General features: G+C 73.0%; 16 protein-coding genes, 1 pseudogene and 1 riboswitch. Of the genes and pseudogenes, 3 read left to right on the forward strand and 14 right to left on the reverse strand.

Annotated features, from left to right (window positions below):
* Positions 1-72: 72 nt before the first annotated feature.
* From FU792_RS15945 to FU792_RS19460, 4 genes and pseudogenes are all read right to left on the reverse strand, one after another.
* Positions 73-888, reverse strand: a complete 816-nt coding sequence (locus FU792_RS15945; RefSeq protein WP_022923583.1) for a thioesterase family protein — start codon at positions 886-888, stop codon at positions 73-75.
* Positions 889-959: 71 nt separating this feature from the next.
* Positions 960-1,478, reverse strand: a complete 519-nt coding sequence (locus FU792_RS15950; protein ID WP_022923582.1) for an acyl-CoA thioesterase — start codon at positions 1,476-1,478, stop codon at positions 960-962.
* Positions 1,475-2,560 carry a homocysteine S-methyltransferase family protein gene (locus FU792_RS15955; RefSeq protein ID WP_149814894.1) on the reverse strand — a complete coding sequence of 362 codons (1,086 nt, stop codon included), beginning with the start codon at positions 2,558-2,560 and terminating at the stop codon, positions 1,475-1,477. The genes FU792_RS15950 and FU792_RS15955 overlap by 4 nt, the downstream gene beginning before the upstream one ends.
* Positions 2,561-2,601: 41 nt before the next feature.
* Positions 2,602-2,808, reverse strand: a riboswitch (cobalamin riboswitch).
* A pseudogene (locus FU792_RS19460) lies at positions 2,797-3,303 on the reverse strand (DNA glycosylase AlkZ-like family protein); the annotation flags it as partial. It overlaps the preceding riboswitch by 12 nt.
* Before the next feature lie 62 nt (positions 3,304-3,365).
* Between FU792_RS19460 and FU792_RS15970 the strand changes: the two are divergent.
* Complete coding sequence (locus FU792_RS15970; RefSeq protein ID WP_022923580.1) at positions 3,366-3,923, forward strand: LURP-one-related/scramblase family protein; 558 nt, start codon at positions 3,366-3,368, stop codon at positions 3,921-3,923.
* A 17-nt stretch (positions 3,924-3,940) separates the two neighbouring features.
* On the opposite strand, the gene FU792_RS15975 is transcribed toward FU792_RS15970, so the two are convergent.
* From FU792_RS15975 to fdhA, 3 genes are all read right to left on the reverse strand, one after another.
* Positions 3,941-4,270, reverse strand: coding sequence for a TfoX/Sxy family protein (locus tag FU792_RS15975; protein ID WP_022923579.1), 330 nt, complete (start codon positions 4,268-4,270; stop codon positions 3,941-3,943).
* 1 nt (position 4,271) lies between these two features.
* On the reverse strand, positions 4,272-4,841 hold the full coding sequence (locus tag FU792_RS15980) for a mycothiol transferase (RefSeq protein WP_022923578.1): 570 nt from the start codon (positions 4,839-4,841) through the stop codon (positions 4,272-4,274).
* A gap of 69 nt (positions 4,842-4,910) precedes the next feature.
* The gene (gene fdhA, locus FU792_RS15985; RefSeq protein WP_022923577.1) at positions 4,911-6,125 is read right to left on the reverse strand and encodes a formaldehyde dehydrogenase, glutathione-independent; all 1,215 of its coding nucleotides are present in this window, start codon (positions 6,123-6,125) and stop codon (positions 4,911-4,913) included.
* A gap of 94 nt (positions 6,126-6,219) precedes the next feature.
* On the opposite strand from fdhA, the gene FU792_RS15990 reads away from it, so the two are divergent.
* On the forward strand, positions 6,220-6,921 hold the full coding sequence (locus FU792_RS15990) for a M50 family metallopeptidase (protein ID WP_028130754.1): 702 nt from the start codon (positions 6,220-6,222) through the stop codon (positions 6,919-6,921).
* 10 nt (positions 6,922-6,931) lie between these two features.
* Here FU792_RS15990 and FU792_RS15995 read toward each other — a convergent pair whose 3' ends face one another.
* From FU792_RS15995 to FU792_RS16015, 5 genes are all read right to left on the reverse strand, one after another.
* Positions 6,932-7,564, reverse strand: coding sequence for a sulfotransferase family 2 domain-containing protein (locus tag FU792_RS15995; RefSeq protein ID WP_022923575.1), 633 nt, complete (start codon positions 7,562-7,564; stop codon positions 6,932-6,934).
* 36 nt (positions 7,565-7,600) lie between these two features.
* On the reverse strand, positions 7,601-7,813 hold the full coding sequence (locus FU792_RS16000) for a VOC family protein (protein WP_022923574.1): 213 nt from the start codon (positions 7,811-7,813) through the stop codon (positions 7,601-7,603).
* Between the two features lie 73 nt (positions 7,814-7,886).
* Positions 7,887-8,075 carry a PspC domain-containing protein gene (locus FU792_RS16005; RefSeq protein ID WP_022923573.1) on the reverse strand — a complete coding sequence of 63 codons (189 nt, stop codon included), beginning with the start codon at positions 8,073-8,075 and terminating at the stop codon, positions 7,887-7,889.
* A gap of 160 nt (positions 8,076-8,235) precedes the next feature.
* Positions 8,236-8,733 (reverse strand): DUF2087 domain-containing protein, encoded by a 498-nt coding sequence (locus FU792_RS16010; protein ID WP_022923572.1) that lies wholly within the window; start codon positions 8,731-8,733, stop codon positions 8,236-8,238.
* A gap of 217 nt (positions 8,734-8,950) precedes the next feature.
* Entirely contained in the window at positions 8,951-9,925 is a 975-nt protein-coding gene (locus FU792_RS16015; protein ID WP_022923571.1) for a helix-turn-helix transcriptional regulator, read from the reverse strand.
* A 101-nt stretch (positions 9,926-10,026) separates the two neighbouring features.
* Here FU792_RS16015 and FU792_RS16020 point away from each other — a divergent pair, with 101 nt between their 5' ends.
* Complete coding sequence (locus FU792_RS16020) at positions 10,027-10,605, forward strand: TIGR03086 family metal-binding protein (protein ID WP_022923570.1); 579 nt, start codon at positions 10,027-10,029, stop codon at positions 10,603-10,605.
* 22 nt (positions 10,606-10,627) lie between these two features.
* Here FU792_RS16020 and FU792_RS16025 read toward each other — a convergent pair whose 3' ends face one another.
* On the reverse strand, positions 10,628-11,782 hold the full coding sequence (locus FU792_RS16025; protein ID WP_149814896.1) for an alpha/beta fold hydrolase: 1,155 nt from the start codon (positions 11,780-11,782) through the stop codon (positions 10,628-10,630).
* Positions 11,783-11,816: 34 nt separating this feature from the next.
* Complete coding sequence (locus FU792_RS16030; protein ID WP_149814897.1) at positions 11,817-13,103, reverse strand: citrate synthase; 1,287 nt, start codon at positions 13,101-13,103, stop codon at positions 11,817-11,819.
* Positions 13,104-13,139: the final 36 nt, after the last annotated feature.

Below are 13,139 nucleotides of genomic sequence, written 5' to 3' on the forward strand. Positions count from 1 at the left end.
CTTGGGTATGCCTGTGGCCGCGCCGTCGGGCGGCGCCTGCCACCCCTCGGCCCGGCGCCCCGGTCGGCAACCCTAGCGCGGGACCCGGGCGAACTGGCGGGATTGCGCGACGAGGCGACCGGCGGAGTCCCACACCTCGCAGTCCTCCTCGAACATCCCGCCCGCCATGGTGCGGGTCGCGTGCCGCACCCGCAGCCAGCCGGGTGCCGGCACCGCGCGGACGTGCGCGGTGAGCTCCATGCTCGGCGCCCACCCCGTCCGGCCGAGGTCGAAGGTCACCGGGGGCAGCGCGTCGACGACGGTGAGCAGCGAGACCGGGTCCGGCTCGCGCCCCTCCTTCAGGCGGAACCACGCCTGCAGCGCGCCGCGACCACTCGGCTCACCCACCGCCCAGCCGGCGTAGGCCGGGTCGAAGAGCATCTCGAACCGGTCCATGAGCGGCGCGAACCGGCGCAGCTCCTCGGGTGCCATCGTGTTCGGCACGCACTCCTCGGGCGGGGGCAGGACGAGCTCGTCGGCGGTCGTAGCGACCTCGTCGGTGAGCCGGCAGAGGTCGCCGTAGGTCGCCAGCGCGGTGATCCGCACCTCCTCGCCCTGGACCAGGTCGGCCGCGACGGTGGTGGTGCTCCGGCCCTCGCGCACGGTGCGGGTCTGCACGGTCGCCGGACCGGCGACCGAGGCCGAGAGGTAGTACGCCGACATCGAGATCGGGTCCGGCTTCGTCGGGTTGGCTGACCGCAGGGCGTTGCCGATGACGGCCAGCAGATAGCCACCGTTGAGGCCGCCACCGACGGCCCACCCGTCGGTGAGGTCGGCGGCATACCCCCTGGGCCACCTCCGAGTCCTTCCAGCGCCCCGGCAACCGCTCCGTCCCGGCGACGCGCCCATCGCCGACGGCTCCAGCGTTCACGTGAACGCTGGAGCCGATCCGGACGGGCGTTTCGGCGGGACGAAACCCGCTACCCCTGCGCCGGCTCCGGGTCGATCGCACGCGAACTCACGATGGCGTCGCGGCGCGCAAGGCGGTGCGAACGCCGGATCTCCGCCTCCCGGAACCGCCGCCGCTCCTCCTCGGTCTGCGGCAGCAGCGGGGGGACCTGGCGCGAGCTGCCCTCCTCGTCGACCGCGACGAAGACGAGGTAGGCGCTCGCGACGTGGATCGGCGGGTCGGTGCGGTCCCACCGGTCGGCCATGAGCCGCACCCCGGCCTCCATCGAGCTCGTCCCCGCCCAGTTGACCTGGGAGTGCAGGTGCAGCACGTCGCCGACCTGGACCGGGGTGACGAAGACCATCTCGTCGATGGCCACGGTGACGGTCGGGCCACCGCTGTGACGTGCGGTGACGACGCCGGCGAGCGAGTCGGCCAGGCGCATGAGGACACCGCCGTGCACCGTCCCGAGGAGGTTGGTGTCGGTGGCACCCATGATCTGCGACAGGGTGAGCCGCGACTCCTCCGGCGCCTTGCCGGCAGGCGTCACGCGGTCCCGCCGAGCGCCTTGATGTGCTCCGGCAGCCGGACGTTGTCGCCATACATGAAGTGGTTCTGCATGTTCTCCGAGAAGCGGCTGGCCTCGGTGGTCAGGCCGACCGCCTCGGCGACCTGGCGCAGGAGCATGGGGGAGGCGCCGCAGCACACGCCGAGGTAGTTGATGCCGAGCGCGTAGGCCTCGGCGGCGAAGGCCCCGACCTCGTAGCGGTTGCAGGACAGCGGGTCCAGGGCGGTCGGGAAGGTGCGGCCGTGCGGCGAGGGCACCATCACGCCGTTGTCGTCGGTGAGGTTGAAGAAGGTGGGCTCGGCGTCGGTGGTCCGGTAGGGGACCGGCAGCGCAGCGACGTGGCAGCTCACGGCCTCCCGGATCTGCCGCAGCCACGGCAACATCGTGGCCGGGCCGCGGAAGCAATTCATGCCCACGACGTCGGCGCCGCCCTGCTCCAGCCGCTGGCACACCTCGACGATCCCGACGTCGTCGCGCATCTGCTCGCCGGCCATCGGCGCGACGGTGAGGACCACGGGGAGCCCGCTGGCCTTCGCGATCTCCAGCGCGGCCTGCGCCTCGCCCGCGTAGTAGAAGGTCTCGCCGACGATGAGGTCGGCGCCCTCCTCGACGGCCCACCCGACCATCTCCTCGAACATCGAGCGCACCTCGCGCTGGGCGTCGGGGTCGCTCGGGTCCCACAGGTTGCTGTTGGAGATGTTGCCGGCCACGAGGTTGCCGGGCAACTCGTCGGCCACGGACCGGGCGATCTGCAGGGCGGCCCGGTTGAGCGGCTCGAGCAGCTCCTCCTTGCCGATGACCCGCATCTTCTCGCGGTGGCCGTTGTAGGTGAACGCCTCGACGATGTCGCTGCCGGCGCGCTGGAAGTCACGGTGCAGCGCCCGCAGCGCGTCGGGGAACTCCAGGGCCACCTCGGGGACGAACTCCCCAGCGGTGAGGTAGCCGCGCCGCTCGAGCTCGAAGAGGAAGCCCTCGGCGCAGATCACCGGGCCCTCGTCGAGGCGCTCGACCAGGCCGGGTGCAGGAGTGGTGGTGGGGTCGTTGGGGGTATGCGTGTCGGTCATCCGTGCTCATCCCTCGCGAGCTCGTCGGGCACCGGGCCCGGGCAGGCCCTGCGGTCACGGCAGGTCTTCGGACTCGCGGGCTCGCCTCGTGCAAGGCACCTACCGGCGTCGCTTCCCAGGCACATCCGCCCAGTGCTTCGTGACGCGCTCGTTCCCACATACCGCTGCGGGGCAGTCCAGGACTCGCACCTGGTTCCCTCTTGCGACGACCCTCCGGAGGGCGTCGAACCGCGACGCGACGATGCTACTCCAGCGCCTGTCGTCGTCAGGTGCCGCCAGGGCCCTCGGTCCGGGCGTCGAGGACACCTGCCACCCCAGCCGCAAGGACCTGCTCGTCCGCCGTCATGAACGTCGCCCCCAGGGACTGGGCCTGGGCCAGCAGCAGGGCGGTCGAAGGGGTCACGGTGCCGGAGCGGGCTCGATCGGACCCCCAGGACCCACCGCTCCATCTCGGCGCGGTAGAGCGCGACGTCCTCGCCCGGCCGGACGAAGCCGAGGATCTCCACCAGGGTCCGTTCGGCCAGTAGCCGGTCCAGCTCGCCCGGGTCGTAGGCGCTCCCGAGCCGGCTCCACAGCACAAGGTGCTGGGCCGGGGCGACCGCCTTGACCGGGTCGATCTGCAGCAGGGTGAGCTCGCGCACGGTCTCCACGACGTCGCCGGGCCGCTGCGCCGTCAGCAGCTGGGCGCGGACGGCCACCGGCCGGGCGTCGCGCTTCAAGAGGTGGTGCACCACGGTCACCACGTCCCCCGCGGTGCCCGGGCGACCGCGGGCGAGGCACCGGGGAGACGTGCCAGGATCGAGCCATGCACCTTCTCGAGCACGACGTCTGGGTGATGGACCAGGTCACCGGTTTCCTCGGCAACGACTTCGTCATCCACGCCGCGGACGGTCAGGAGATCGGACGGATCCGCACCGGCGGGAGCGCGCTCGGGCGGATGCTCATGGGCAGCCGCGAGCTGACCGTGATCGACCGTGACGAGACCCCGCTGCTGCGGCTGCAGGACAGCATGACCCTCGGGCGCGAGCGCATGGTGATGACCGACGGCACCGGTGGGCCGCTGGCGCAGCTGGTCAAGCGGTTCTCGCTGTTCAAGACCCGGTTCACGGTGGACTTCGACGGGCAGCCGCTCGACCTGACCGGCAGCGTCTGGGGCTTCGACTTCACCATGTCCGGCCCGCGCGGCCAGATGGCGACGGTCGCCCGCAGCTGGTCCGGCGTCACCCGGGCGCTGCTCGGCCGCAGCAGGTATGTCGTGCACCTCACGCCCGAGCTGGCGGCCAGGGAGCGCCTCGTCGTGCTGGGCACGGTCATCGCCCTTGACCTGGTCCGGGCCAAGCAGCACCGCTCCTCCGCCGGGTAGGCCGCGCGCGAGGACCTTCACCGCGGTGGCTGCGCCCGCGCCCACCCGACCCCCATCCACACCATCTCCTCCAGCAGGTGGTCGTCCGCCCCGACGTCCTCGCTGCGCACCCACTCCCGCATCGGACGGCCGCGCATCTCCATGGGGGCGATGCCCTCGCGGGCGCACAGCTCGCGCGCCATCGCCTCCTCGATGTGGATCATCACCCCCTGGTCCCCCGTGGCCGCGACCGCCATGCGCCCGTCGACGAGGAAGGCCAGGCCGCCGAACATCGCCTTCTCGGTAACCCCCGGCTCCCCCGCGAGCAGGTCGCGGATGCGCTGCGCCAGCGCCTCGTCATAGGCCACCTCAGGTCCACTCCGCGGGCGGCGCCCAGTCCGGCGGCGGGTCCTCACCCACCCGGCCGTCGACCGCCTCGCGCAGCAGGTCGGCGTGGCCGGTGTGCCGGGCATACTCCTCGAGGATGTCGAAGAACATCCGGCGCAGGCTCATGTCGACGCCCCACTGCTTGCCCCACTCGATGATGTGGTCCAGGCCGTGCTCCTCGATGTATGCCCGCTGCCGGGCCCGCGTCGCGGCCACGGCCTCGACATACCCCGAGTAGAGCTGCTCGGGGCTGTCGTCCGCGGCGCTGGTGAAGTCCCAGTCGGGCTGGGCCTCCCAGTCGACGTCGGTCCACGGGCTGCCGGGCGAGGAGCCGTCCATCCGCCAGGTCCCGGCCGTCACCTCGACGCCGGTGAGGTGCTTGAGCAGCCCACCGAGGGTGAGGGAGGTGGCTCCCACGCGGGCGCGCAGCCCTTCGGCGTCGAGGCCCTCGGCCTTCCACCAGAACGTCATGCGCTGCCGGTCCAGCGCGCCGAGGAGGTGGCCGATCTCGTCGCCCGCGACCGGGGGCTCCCAGGGAGGTGCATCGCTCATGACAGGACAGTAGTGCCCGCGGCGGACAGGCGGTGTCCGCCGCGGGCACCCCGCGGTGTCAGGGCAGGGTCAGGCGACCATGCCGTGCGGGTCGATGACGTACTTCGTCGCCGCGCCCTGGTCGAACTCGGCGTAGCCGCGCGGCGCGTCGTCCAGGCTGATCGTCTGGGCGTTGACGGCCTTCGCGATCTGCGCGCGGTCGTGCAGGATCATGTTCATCAGCTGCCGGTTGTAGCGCTTGACCGGGCACTGGCCGGTCGTGAAGTGCTGCGACTTGGCCCACCCGAGCCCCAGCCGGACCCCGAGGGTGCCCTGCTTGGCGGCGTCGTCCACGGCGCCCGGATCCCCGGTGACGTAGAGGCCCGGTATGCCGATCCCGCCGGCCGCGCGCGTCACCGCCATCGCGTCGTTGAGCACCGTGGCCGGGGCCTCCTCGGCGCCCTCGCCGTGGCCCCGGGCCTCGAAGCCGACCGCGTCGACCGCGGCGTCGACCTCACGTTCGCCGACCGCCGCCTCGATCTTGTCGACCAGCTCGCCGCCGGTGCTCAGGTCGATCCCGACGCAGCCGAAGCTCTCGGCCTGCGCGATCCGGTCGGTGTTCATGTCGCCCACCATGACGACGGCCGCACCGAGCAGCTGGGCGGCGTGCGCGGCGGCGAGGCCCACCGGACCGGCGCCCGCGACATACACCGTCGAGCCCGTCGTCACGCCGGCCGTATAGGCGCCGTGGTAACCGGTCGGGAAGATGTCGGACAGCATCGTGAGGTCGAGGATCTTCTCCAGCGCCTGCTCCCGGTCGGGGAACTTCAGCAGGTTGAAGTCGGCGTAGGGGATCATGACGTACTCCGCCTGCCCGCCGACCCAGCCGCCCATGTCGACGTAGCCGTAGGCGGCGCCGGCACGGGCGGGGTTGACGTTGAGGCAGACACCGGTATGCCCCTCGTGGCACATCCGGCAGCGGCCGCAGGCGATGTTGAACGGCACCGAGCAGATGTCGCCCTCGTCGACGAAGAGCACGTCGTCGCCCTTCTCCACCACCTCGCCGGTGATCTCGTGACCGAGGCTCTGCCCCTTCGGGGCGGTCGTCCGACCACGCACCATGTGCTGGTCCGAGCCGCAGATGTTGGTGGTGACCAGCTTGAGGATCGCCGCGTGCGGGGCGGCCTTCGCGATCCCGAAGTGGTCGGCGACCTCCGCGGGGATCTCGAGCTTGGGGTAGTCGACCGTCTCCACGGCCACCTCCCCCGGCCCGGTGTAGACGACGACGCGATTTCCCTGTGCCATGACGCTCGACTCCTGTGTCGGGGGGTGGGAAATCCAGCGTGAACCAGTGCCCGGCTCCCCGCAACCGCTCAGCCTCCTCTGGCAGGCTCGGCGGGTGCTCGTCGACCTGTGGGACCGTGCGACCACCACGCAGCCGCCGCTGTCGTGGCAGGTCAGCCTGCTCCTGGGAGTGCTCGCGCTCCTGCTCACGTGGAGCCCGGTGGGTTATCGCCTGGTGAGACACCTGGTCACCCTCATCCACGAGGCGGGGCACGCCCTGGTCGCCGCGCTCGTGGGCCGGCGGCTGACCGGCATCCAGCTGCACTCGGACACCTCCGGGGTCACCGTCTCGCGCGGGCGGCCCCGCGGCCCGGGGATGGTGGCGACGGTGCTCGCCGGCTACCCCGCACCGGCGCTCGTCGGCCTCGGTGGGGCGCTGTTGCTCGGGCAGGGGTATGCCGCCGGCCTGCTGTGGGCATTAGTCCTCACCTGCGCGCTCATGCTCGTGCTCATCCGCAACCTCTACGGGCTGTGGGTGGTCGCCGCGACCGGGGCCAGCGTCGCGCTGCTGTCGTGGTCGGCGACGGGCACGGTGCTGTCCGCGGCGGCATACCTCGTCGTGTGGTCGGTCCTGCTCGCCGCGCCACGGGCCGTGGTCGAGGTGCAGCGGCAGCGGCGCCGGGGGGCGCGCGGGAGCGACGTCGACCAGCTCGCGCGGCTGACCGGGGTGCCCGGGGCGGTGTGGTTCGGGCTGTTCTGGCTGGTGTGTGTCGCCGCGCTCGTGCTCGGTGCGCGCGAGCTCGTGCCCCTGGGCTGAGGCCGGGCGATCAGGGCTTGCGGTAGCCGAGCTCGCGGAAGTCGCCGCGGTAGAAGCGCCGGATCATCCGGCGGGTGCCCCTCGTGATCTCGACGTCGGCCGAGCGGCGCGGACCTGAGCTGCTGTCCTTGAACTGCTCCGGGCCGCCCTCCAGGCCGAGGTCGTGCTCCCGGCTCAGCCGCCTCATCGCGGCGCTGAGACCGTCCTCGAGACGCACCACGGTCGTGCCGGGGACGAGGAACTCGTGCTGCGGCCGGACGTGGTTGTCGAAGAGGTAAGGGTTCTTCGCGTAGCGCTTCTGCACCCGCTCGAACCACTGCTGCACCGCGCGACCGCCCAGGTCGACCTCGTCCTTCTTGCGGTGCCGCCAGACATACTCCGAGCGGAAGCGGGCCACCGGGTCGCGGACGACGGCGAAGACGAGGTCGAAGCGCTCGACCCGGAAGAGCTGCTGCAGCGGCTCCCCGTGGAGGTGCTGCGGGCCGCACCACATCAGGGCGTTGCGGGTGCCGGGGCCGTACTTCGCGTCGAAGAACGACTGCTGCCAGCCGTTGGCGCGGAAGAGGTGCTCGACCGAGGTGCCGCCCGTCTTCGGGACGTGGACGAACAGCACGGACCGGCCGTCCTTGCGGTAGACGGGCACGCGGGTCTCCTCACGGTCGGCGTCGGGCAGCAGGGCTCAGGCTACGACGATCTCCAGCGCGGAACCCTGCACGTTCTCCACGAAGAGCGCCGTATGCCCCGGGCTGCCCGCGTGCGGGTAGGCGTCCGCGATCAGCTCGGACCAGCCGTTCTCAGCAGCCCCGGCGCGCAGGGCGTCCAGCGTCGGGCGGTCCTCGACCTCGGCGAGGTCGTGGGTCCAGAGCTCAATGTGGTGGACCGGGTTGCTCACGCGGGTGCCTGGCAGCCGGCCGTGCTGATCCTCGTCCGAGCCGTGCCAGGAGCATGCCACCGACGAGGCGAGGTCAGTCGGAGGGCATGACGACCCAGAGCACGAGGTAGGCCAGGACCTGCGGGCCGGGGAGCAGGCAGGACAGCACGAACAGGACCCGGACGAGCGTCGGGCTCATGCCGAAGCGGCGGCCGAGGCCGGCGCAGACGCCGGCGATGACACGGTCGTGACGGGGACGGGCGAGGGCGGGTGCAGAAGCCATGACCACCACGCTAGGCGCGCCGCAGGGTGGCGGCCATCGGGGTCGCCACCGGACCGCGGTGGGGTTGTCCCCCGTCCCGGCGTGCTTCCGGGCACCCCGCGGCCGGACCGACGTCGGCCTAGCCTGACCTCCATCGGGACGTTCGCCGATGGGGGTCGTGCTATCCCGTGGTCACTCCCGGGTGGGGGGTATGCCCGGCCGCCGCCCTCGGCACCCGGGCGAGCCGGGCGACCTCGTCGGTCGGCACCTCCTGGGCCTCGTTGGGGTGGCGCTGCGGCACCTCGTCGGCCACCCGGTAGACGCCGTCGGTCCGGGTGAACCACCGGTAGTCGACGAGCTCACGACGCAGCGAGGCGACGTCGTCGTGCGCGGTGGCGAGGATCGCGTTGACCTCGCGCTCGGCATACTCGCGGCCCCGCTCGAAGCGGGTGAGCAGCTCCATGAGCACGGCGGCCCGAGGGCGCCGCCGGGTCGGGATCGGCAGCCGCTCGCCGTCGAAGAAGGAGCGCACGGCCCGGTCCGCGGCGAGGTCGGTCTCCACCACGAGGGCGCGGGGCGGCGGGGCTGAGAGCAGCGCCGCGCGGGCGGTCGTGTAGTTCTCGCCGGTGCGGGCCATCCGCTCACGCACCCGGGCCTTGAGGTCGGCATCGGTCGTCATGTCACTCGCTCCCGGATCGTCACCCCAGCCGCGGCCGATCCTGCTGCGGGTTCCAGACAGGTATGCCGTCTCTCGCCTGCGAGGATCCGCTCCCCTTCGCCCCGGTGACCGGCCGGCTGGGGGCGGGTCGGGCTCGGCGGTGCAGCGCCGCCGTGGGTCCGAGCATACCGACCGATGCCGGCACGGCCCGGCCTGCCGTGGGCACCGCCCTGCGCCGTCAGCTGGTCGGCTCTGCCGGGTGTGCCTCCAGCACCTCCCGCGCGACCTCGCGCATGAGCGCCACCGCCTCCGGGGGCTCGACCACCTGCACCCACGAGCCGAAGCCGGCCATCATCCCGACCAGGCCGCGCAGCGAGCCGACCGGAGCCCGCAGCAGCACATGGCCGGGTCCGTCGTCGGTCCGCTCGACGGGTCCGCGGAGCACCATCGCGAGCTGCCGCCGCGCGAGGTAGGCCTGGTCGGCCCGCACCCGCAGCGTCACCGGCATGCTCGGGCGCTGCTGCCAGGTGTCGCGCAGCTCGTGCCAGGTCGCCAGCAGGTCCAGCCCTGCCGGTCGGCGGGCCTGCGCGTCCAGCACCTCCAGCCGCTCGAAACGGTCCACCCGGTAGGTATGCGGGCGCCCGCGGTGGGCGGCGACGAGGTACCAGCTCTGCCCGGCGAGGACCAGGCCCCAGGGGTCCAGCGTGCGTCGCCCGCTCCAGCCCGAGGACGCCGCACGGTAGACCGCCCTGATCCGACGGTCCGCCTCGACCGCCGCCATGAGCTCGCGCAGCCGCGCCGGCTGGTGCCGGCTGCCCGACCACCCGCCCGGGTCGACCACGACGCGCTCCAGGGCGTGGCCGATGTCGCCCGTACGGCGCTGGGGCAGACCCGTCGCCAGCTTGCGGAGCGCGGCCGCGTAGTCCTGCCCCATCCCGAGCGCGTCCGCCACCCCCGCGCCGCCGGCGACGAAGAGGGCGCGCGACTCGGCGTCGGTCAGCTCCTCGACGTCGGGCCGGTAGCCGGGCAGCAGGGTGTAGCCGCCGCCCCGCCCGCGCTCGGCATACACCGGGACGCCGGCGAGCGAGAGGGCCTCGACGTCGCGCATGACGGTGCGGCGACTCACCTCCAGGCGACGCGCCAGCTCGGTCGCGCTGAGCCTCCCGTGGGCGCGCAGCAGCCCCACGAGCTGGAGCAGGCGTTCGGTGCGCACGGGTCGAGAATGGCACGGAACGGTGACACCAGGTGTCAGGTATACCGGTCGAGACTCGGTGCATCGGGGGACCTCCCGACACCGAGACGAAGGAGACGACCATGACCCAGCAGCCCGACCTGCGCCCCGTCCTGGCACGCACCCAGGAATGGGTGGCGGACCTCGTGGACGGCGTGCGCGCCGATCAGATGCAGACCCGGACGCCGTGCGCGCAGTGGAACGTCGCAGAGCTCGTCGAGCACCTCTTCGCCGTCGAGCACCGCGTCGCGGTCCTGCCCGAGAAGGGCACCGTCGACGACGAGCCGGTCGCCATCCCGCTACCGAACGACGTCTCCGCGGGGTTCCGCGACGCCGTTCGCCGGGCCCAGGACGCGTGGGCCGACGACGCGGTGATGGACGCCGAGCTCTCGCCGCCGTGGGGCACCATGCCGGGGCGCGCGGTGCTGGGCGGCTACGTGCAGGAGCACCTCGTGCACGGGTGGGATCTCGCGTCGGCCACCGGCCAGGACGGCGAGGCGCTGGCCGAGGTGTCCGAGCAGGTGCTGCCGATGATCAAGGCGTTCCTGCCCGCGGAGACGCGGTCCGAGGACTGGATCCCCTTCGACGCGCCGGTCGAGCCGGCCTCCGACGCCGGCCCCACCGAGCGGCTCGCCAACTGGCTCGGGCGCACGACCCGCTGAGAGAGGCGGGCTGGCAGTGGCGCTACGGGGTCAGCCCGGACAGAACCGCTCTGCAGACCTCGTCCGGTGCGTCCAGCCAGGGATAGTGGGCGGCGCCCTGGATCTCCACGACCCGACCTCTCGGGAACAGCGTCGCCAGCTCGTCGGCCTGGCGCGGGGTGGGCCCGACGTCGAGGCGTCCGGTCATGACGGTGACGTCCCCGGGAAAGGCCGTCGCTGCCGCGCGGAGTCGGCCGGGGTCGGGCCGGGGGGCGGCGTAGTAGGCGGCTAACCGCTCGCCCTGGTCGACCGAGCCGGTGCCCGCCAGGGCGGCCACCTGGTCGTCCCACCGACCGAAGGTCAGCCGCAGCTCCTCGGGGTAGGTCGCGCCCTCGAGCCAGCGGACCTTCCGCGACTCCTCGAAGCCGGGCTCCGCGCGTCGGGCGCGCACGATCCGGGCGGCACCGTCGACGTCGTCAGCAATCCCCATGGCCCGGACCGCGGGGCTCATCAGGACGAGACGCGCGACGCGATCGGGGTGCGCCGCGAGGTAGGCGAGTGCGAGCACGGCGCCGGCTGAGTGCGCGAGCACGTCGATGCGGGAGAGCCCGAGGTCGTTTCGCACTGCCTCGACGACGGGGACCAGGTCCTCCACCCTGGTGCGCGGAAGGACGGGAACAACCATCCGGCGTGAGGCCGCCAGACCGCCGAGGTCTCCCAGGTAGTGCCCATCCCGCACGGGCCCGCCAGGCAGCACCACGAGTGGATCACCGTCGCCGACGACGCGGTAGGGCGCGTCCTCGACACCCCTGAGATCGTCCGGGGTGAGGATCAAGGTCAGCGCACGCACGCGCCCGGCGAGGTCGACCGGCCCGGGCGCGCAGGCGGCATACCTCCGTGCCTCGGCGAGCAGGCCGAGCCTGGCCAGGCTCTCTCCCGGACTGAACCCCTCGAAGTGTGCCGCGAGAAGGTGGTCGCCCTCGCCGGTCAACCAGAGGTCGCCGCAGCCGCCCTCGTTGCCGGAGACGTCCGTGATCTGCGGGATGTGGGGGAGGGCGTCGGCGAGCAGGTCGTGGGCACAGCAGAAGCCGACGTCCGACGGACCGCCCCCGTCCGCGCCGACGTCCCCTTGCGCCCAGGACCCACCGAAGGGCGCCAGCAGCCCGCCGATGGTCCTGAGGAGGTCGTCCCACGTCATCAGGCCACCCTGGCAGATCGTGGAACGGCACGCCTCAGGGTTTTGCCTGTCGGGGACCGGTGTAGATCCCACGCAGCCGGAAGCGCATCCCGGGCTCCGCGAGCTCCTCGATCGCGTGCGCGGTCCAGCCGGCGGTGCGGGCGCAGGCGAAGATGACGGCGCCCGCGTCGCGTGGCAGGCCGTGCTCCAGGGTGAGCAGCGCGAGTGCGATGTCGACGGTGAGGACCCAGCCACGTCGCTCGAGCAGCTCGCCCTCCAGCAGCTCCAGCGAAGCGCGCACCTCGAGAGCAGCACCGGGCAGGATCCGCTCCAGCAGCAGCTGGGCCCGCGGGTCCTGCTCGGTGTAGACGACGTGGCCGAAGCCGGGCGGCGGCCCGCCGGTGAGCGCGGCGTCGAGGGCGGAGCGCGGGTCCTGCAGCGCCGGCCGCAGCCAGTCGACAGCGCGCATCGACGCGCCGCCGTGCAGCGGGCTGTCGGCGGCGGCGAGCCCCGCGAGCAGCGCCGAGTAGGCGTCGCTCCCGGCCGACACGGCGACCCGCACGGCCGTCGTCGACACCGCCAGGTCGTGGTCGGCCAGCAGCACCAGCGCCACGTCGACCAAGTCACTCGGCAGGTCGAGGTATGCCCGCAGCGCCTCCGCGAGCGCACCCGCCCCCGGTGACCCCGTGGACGGGTCCGACCCGCACGCAGCGCTCGGCCCAGAGCTGGCCCGCGCCGGACCGGCGCCGGATGACGCGGGCGAGCCGGCCATCGCTGCCGCAGCCCGGGCCCCGGCCGCCGCGAACCCCTCGGCGCTGCGGTCGTGCCGGCCCAGGTCGTCCTGCGCCGCGAGGAGCACGGCGTGCTTCATGCGGTCGAGCGACGGCGTCCCCGCAGGCAGCGCCGCGAGCACCCCTGACCGGATACCCCTCCCGTCCGGTCCCTCACCCGACCGGACACCCCTTCCGTCCGACGCCCGGGAGGCGTCGGCGAGCGGCACGCCGGTGAGCAGGTCGCGCACCTCCTCGAAGGTCCGCGACCCTGCCAGGTCGCGCACGTCGTGACCCCGGTAGGCGAGCGACCCCGGCCCGACCTGCGTGATCCGGGTTCGCACGTCATCGCTGGTGGCGCGCCCCCCGCCGCGGCTCCCCCGGTGCCCCGAGCGCCCAGGACGGCCCGCGAGCGCGCTCACCTCCTCGACGTCGAAGAGGCTGCCCACCCCTGGTTCGCGCCGCACCGGCGTCAGCACGCCACGGCTGACGTAGGCATACACCGTCTGCACCTTGACCCCGAGGTAGTCGGCCGCCTGCGCCGTGGACAGCAGCGCGACCGGCCCGCTCACATTGATCCGATCAACGTTGACACCCGATCAACCTAG

It is taken from the genome of Serinicoccus marinus DSM 15273 (assembly GCF_008386315.1).
Lineage (GTDB): Bacteria > Actinomycetota > Actinomycetes > Actinomycetales > Dermatophilaceae > Ornithinicoccus > Ornithinicoccus marinus.

Bases quoted from the DNA above. Each gene is read 5' to 3' on its own strand.
- FU792_RS15955 (WP_149814894.1), bottom strand. From the start codon at position 2,560: ATGACCGACACGCATACCCCCAACGACCCCACCACCACTCCTGCACCC.
- FU792_RS16010 (WP_022923572.1), bottom strand. From the start codon at position 8,733: ATGACGACCGATGCCGACCTCAAGGCCCGGGTGCGTGAGCGGATGGCC.
- FU792_RS15945 (WP_022923583.1), bottom strand. From the start codon at position 888: ATGGGCGCGTCGCCGGGACGGAGCGGTTGCCGGGGCGCTGGAAGGACT.
- fdhA (WP_022923577.1), bottom strand. From the start codon at position 6,125: ATGGCACAGGGAAATCGCGTCGTCGTCTACACCGGGCCGGGGGAGGTG.
- FU792_RS15970 (WP_022923580.1), top strand. From the start codon at position 3,366: ATGCACCTTCTCGAGCACGACGTCTGGGTGATGGACCAGGTCACCGGT.
- FU792_RS16005 (WP_022923573.1), bottom strand. From the start codon at position 8,075: ATGGCTTCTGCACCCGCCCTCGCCCGTCCCCGTCACGACCGTGTCATC.
- FU792_RS16025 (WP_149814896.1), bottom strand. From the start codon at position 11,782: ATGACGTGGGACGACCTCCTCAGGACCATCGGCGGGCTGCTGGCGCCC.
- FU792_RS16020 (WP_022923570.1), top strand. From the start codon at position 10,027: ATGACCCAGCAGCCCGACCTGCGCCCCGTCCTGGCACGCACCCAGGAA.
- FU792_RS15980 (WP_022923578.1), bottom strand. From the start codon at position 4,841: ATGAGCGATGCACCTCCCTGGGAGCCCCCGGTCGCGGGCGACGAGATC.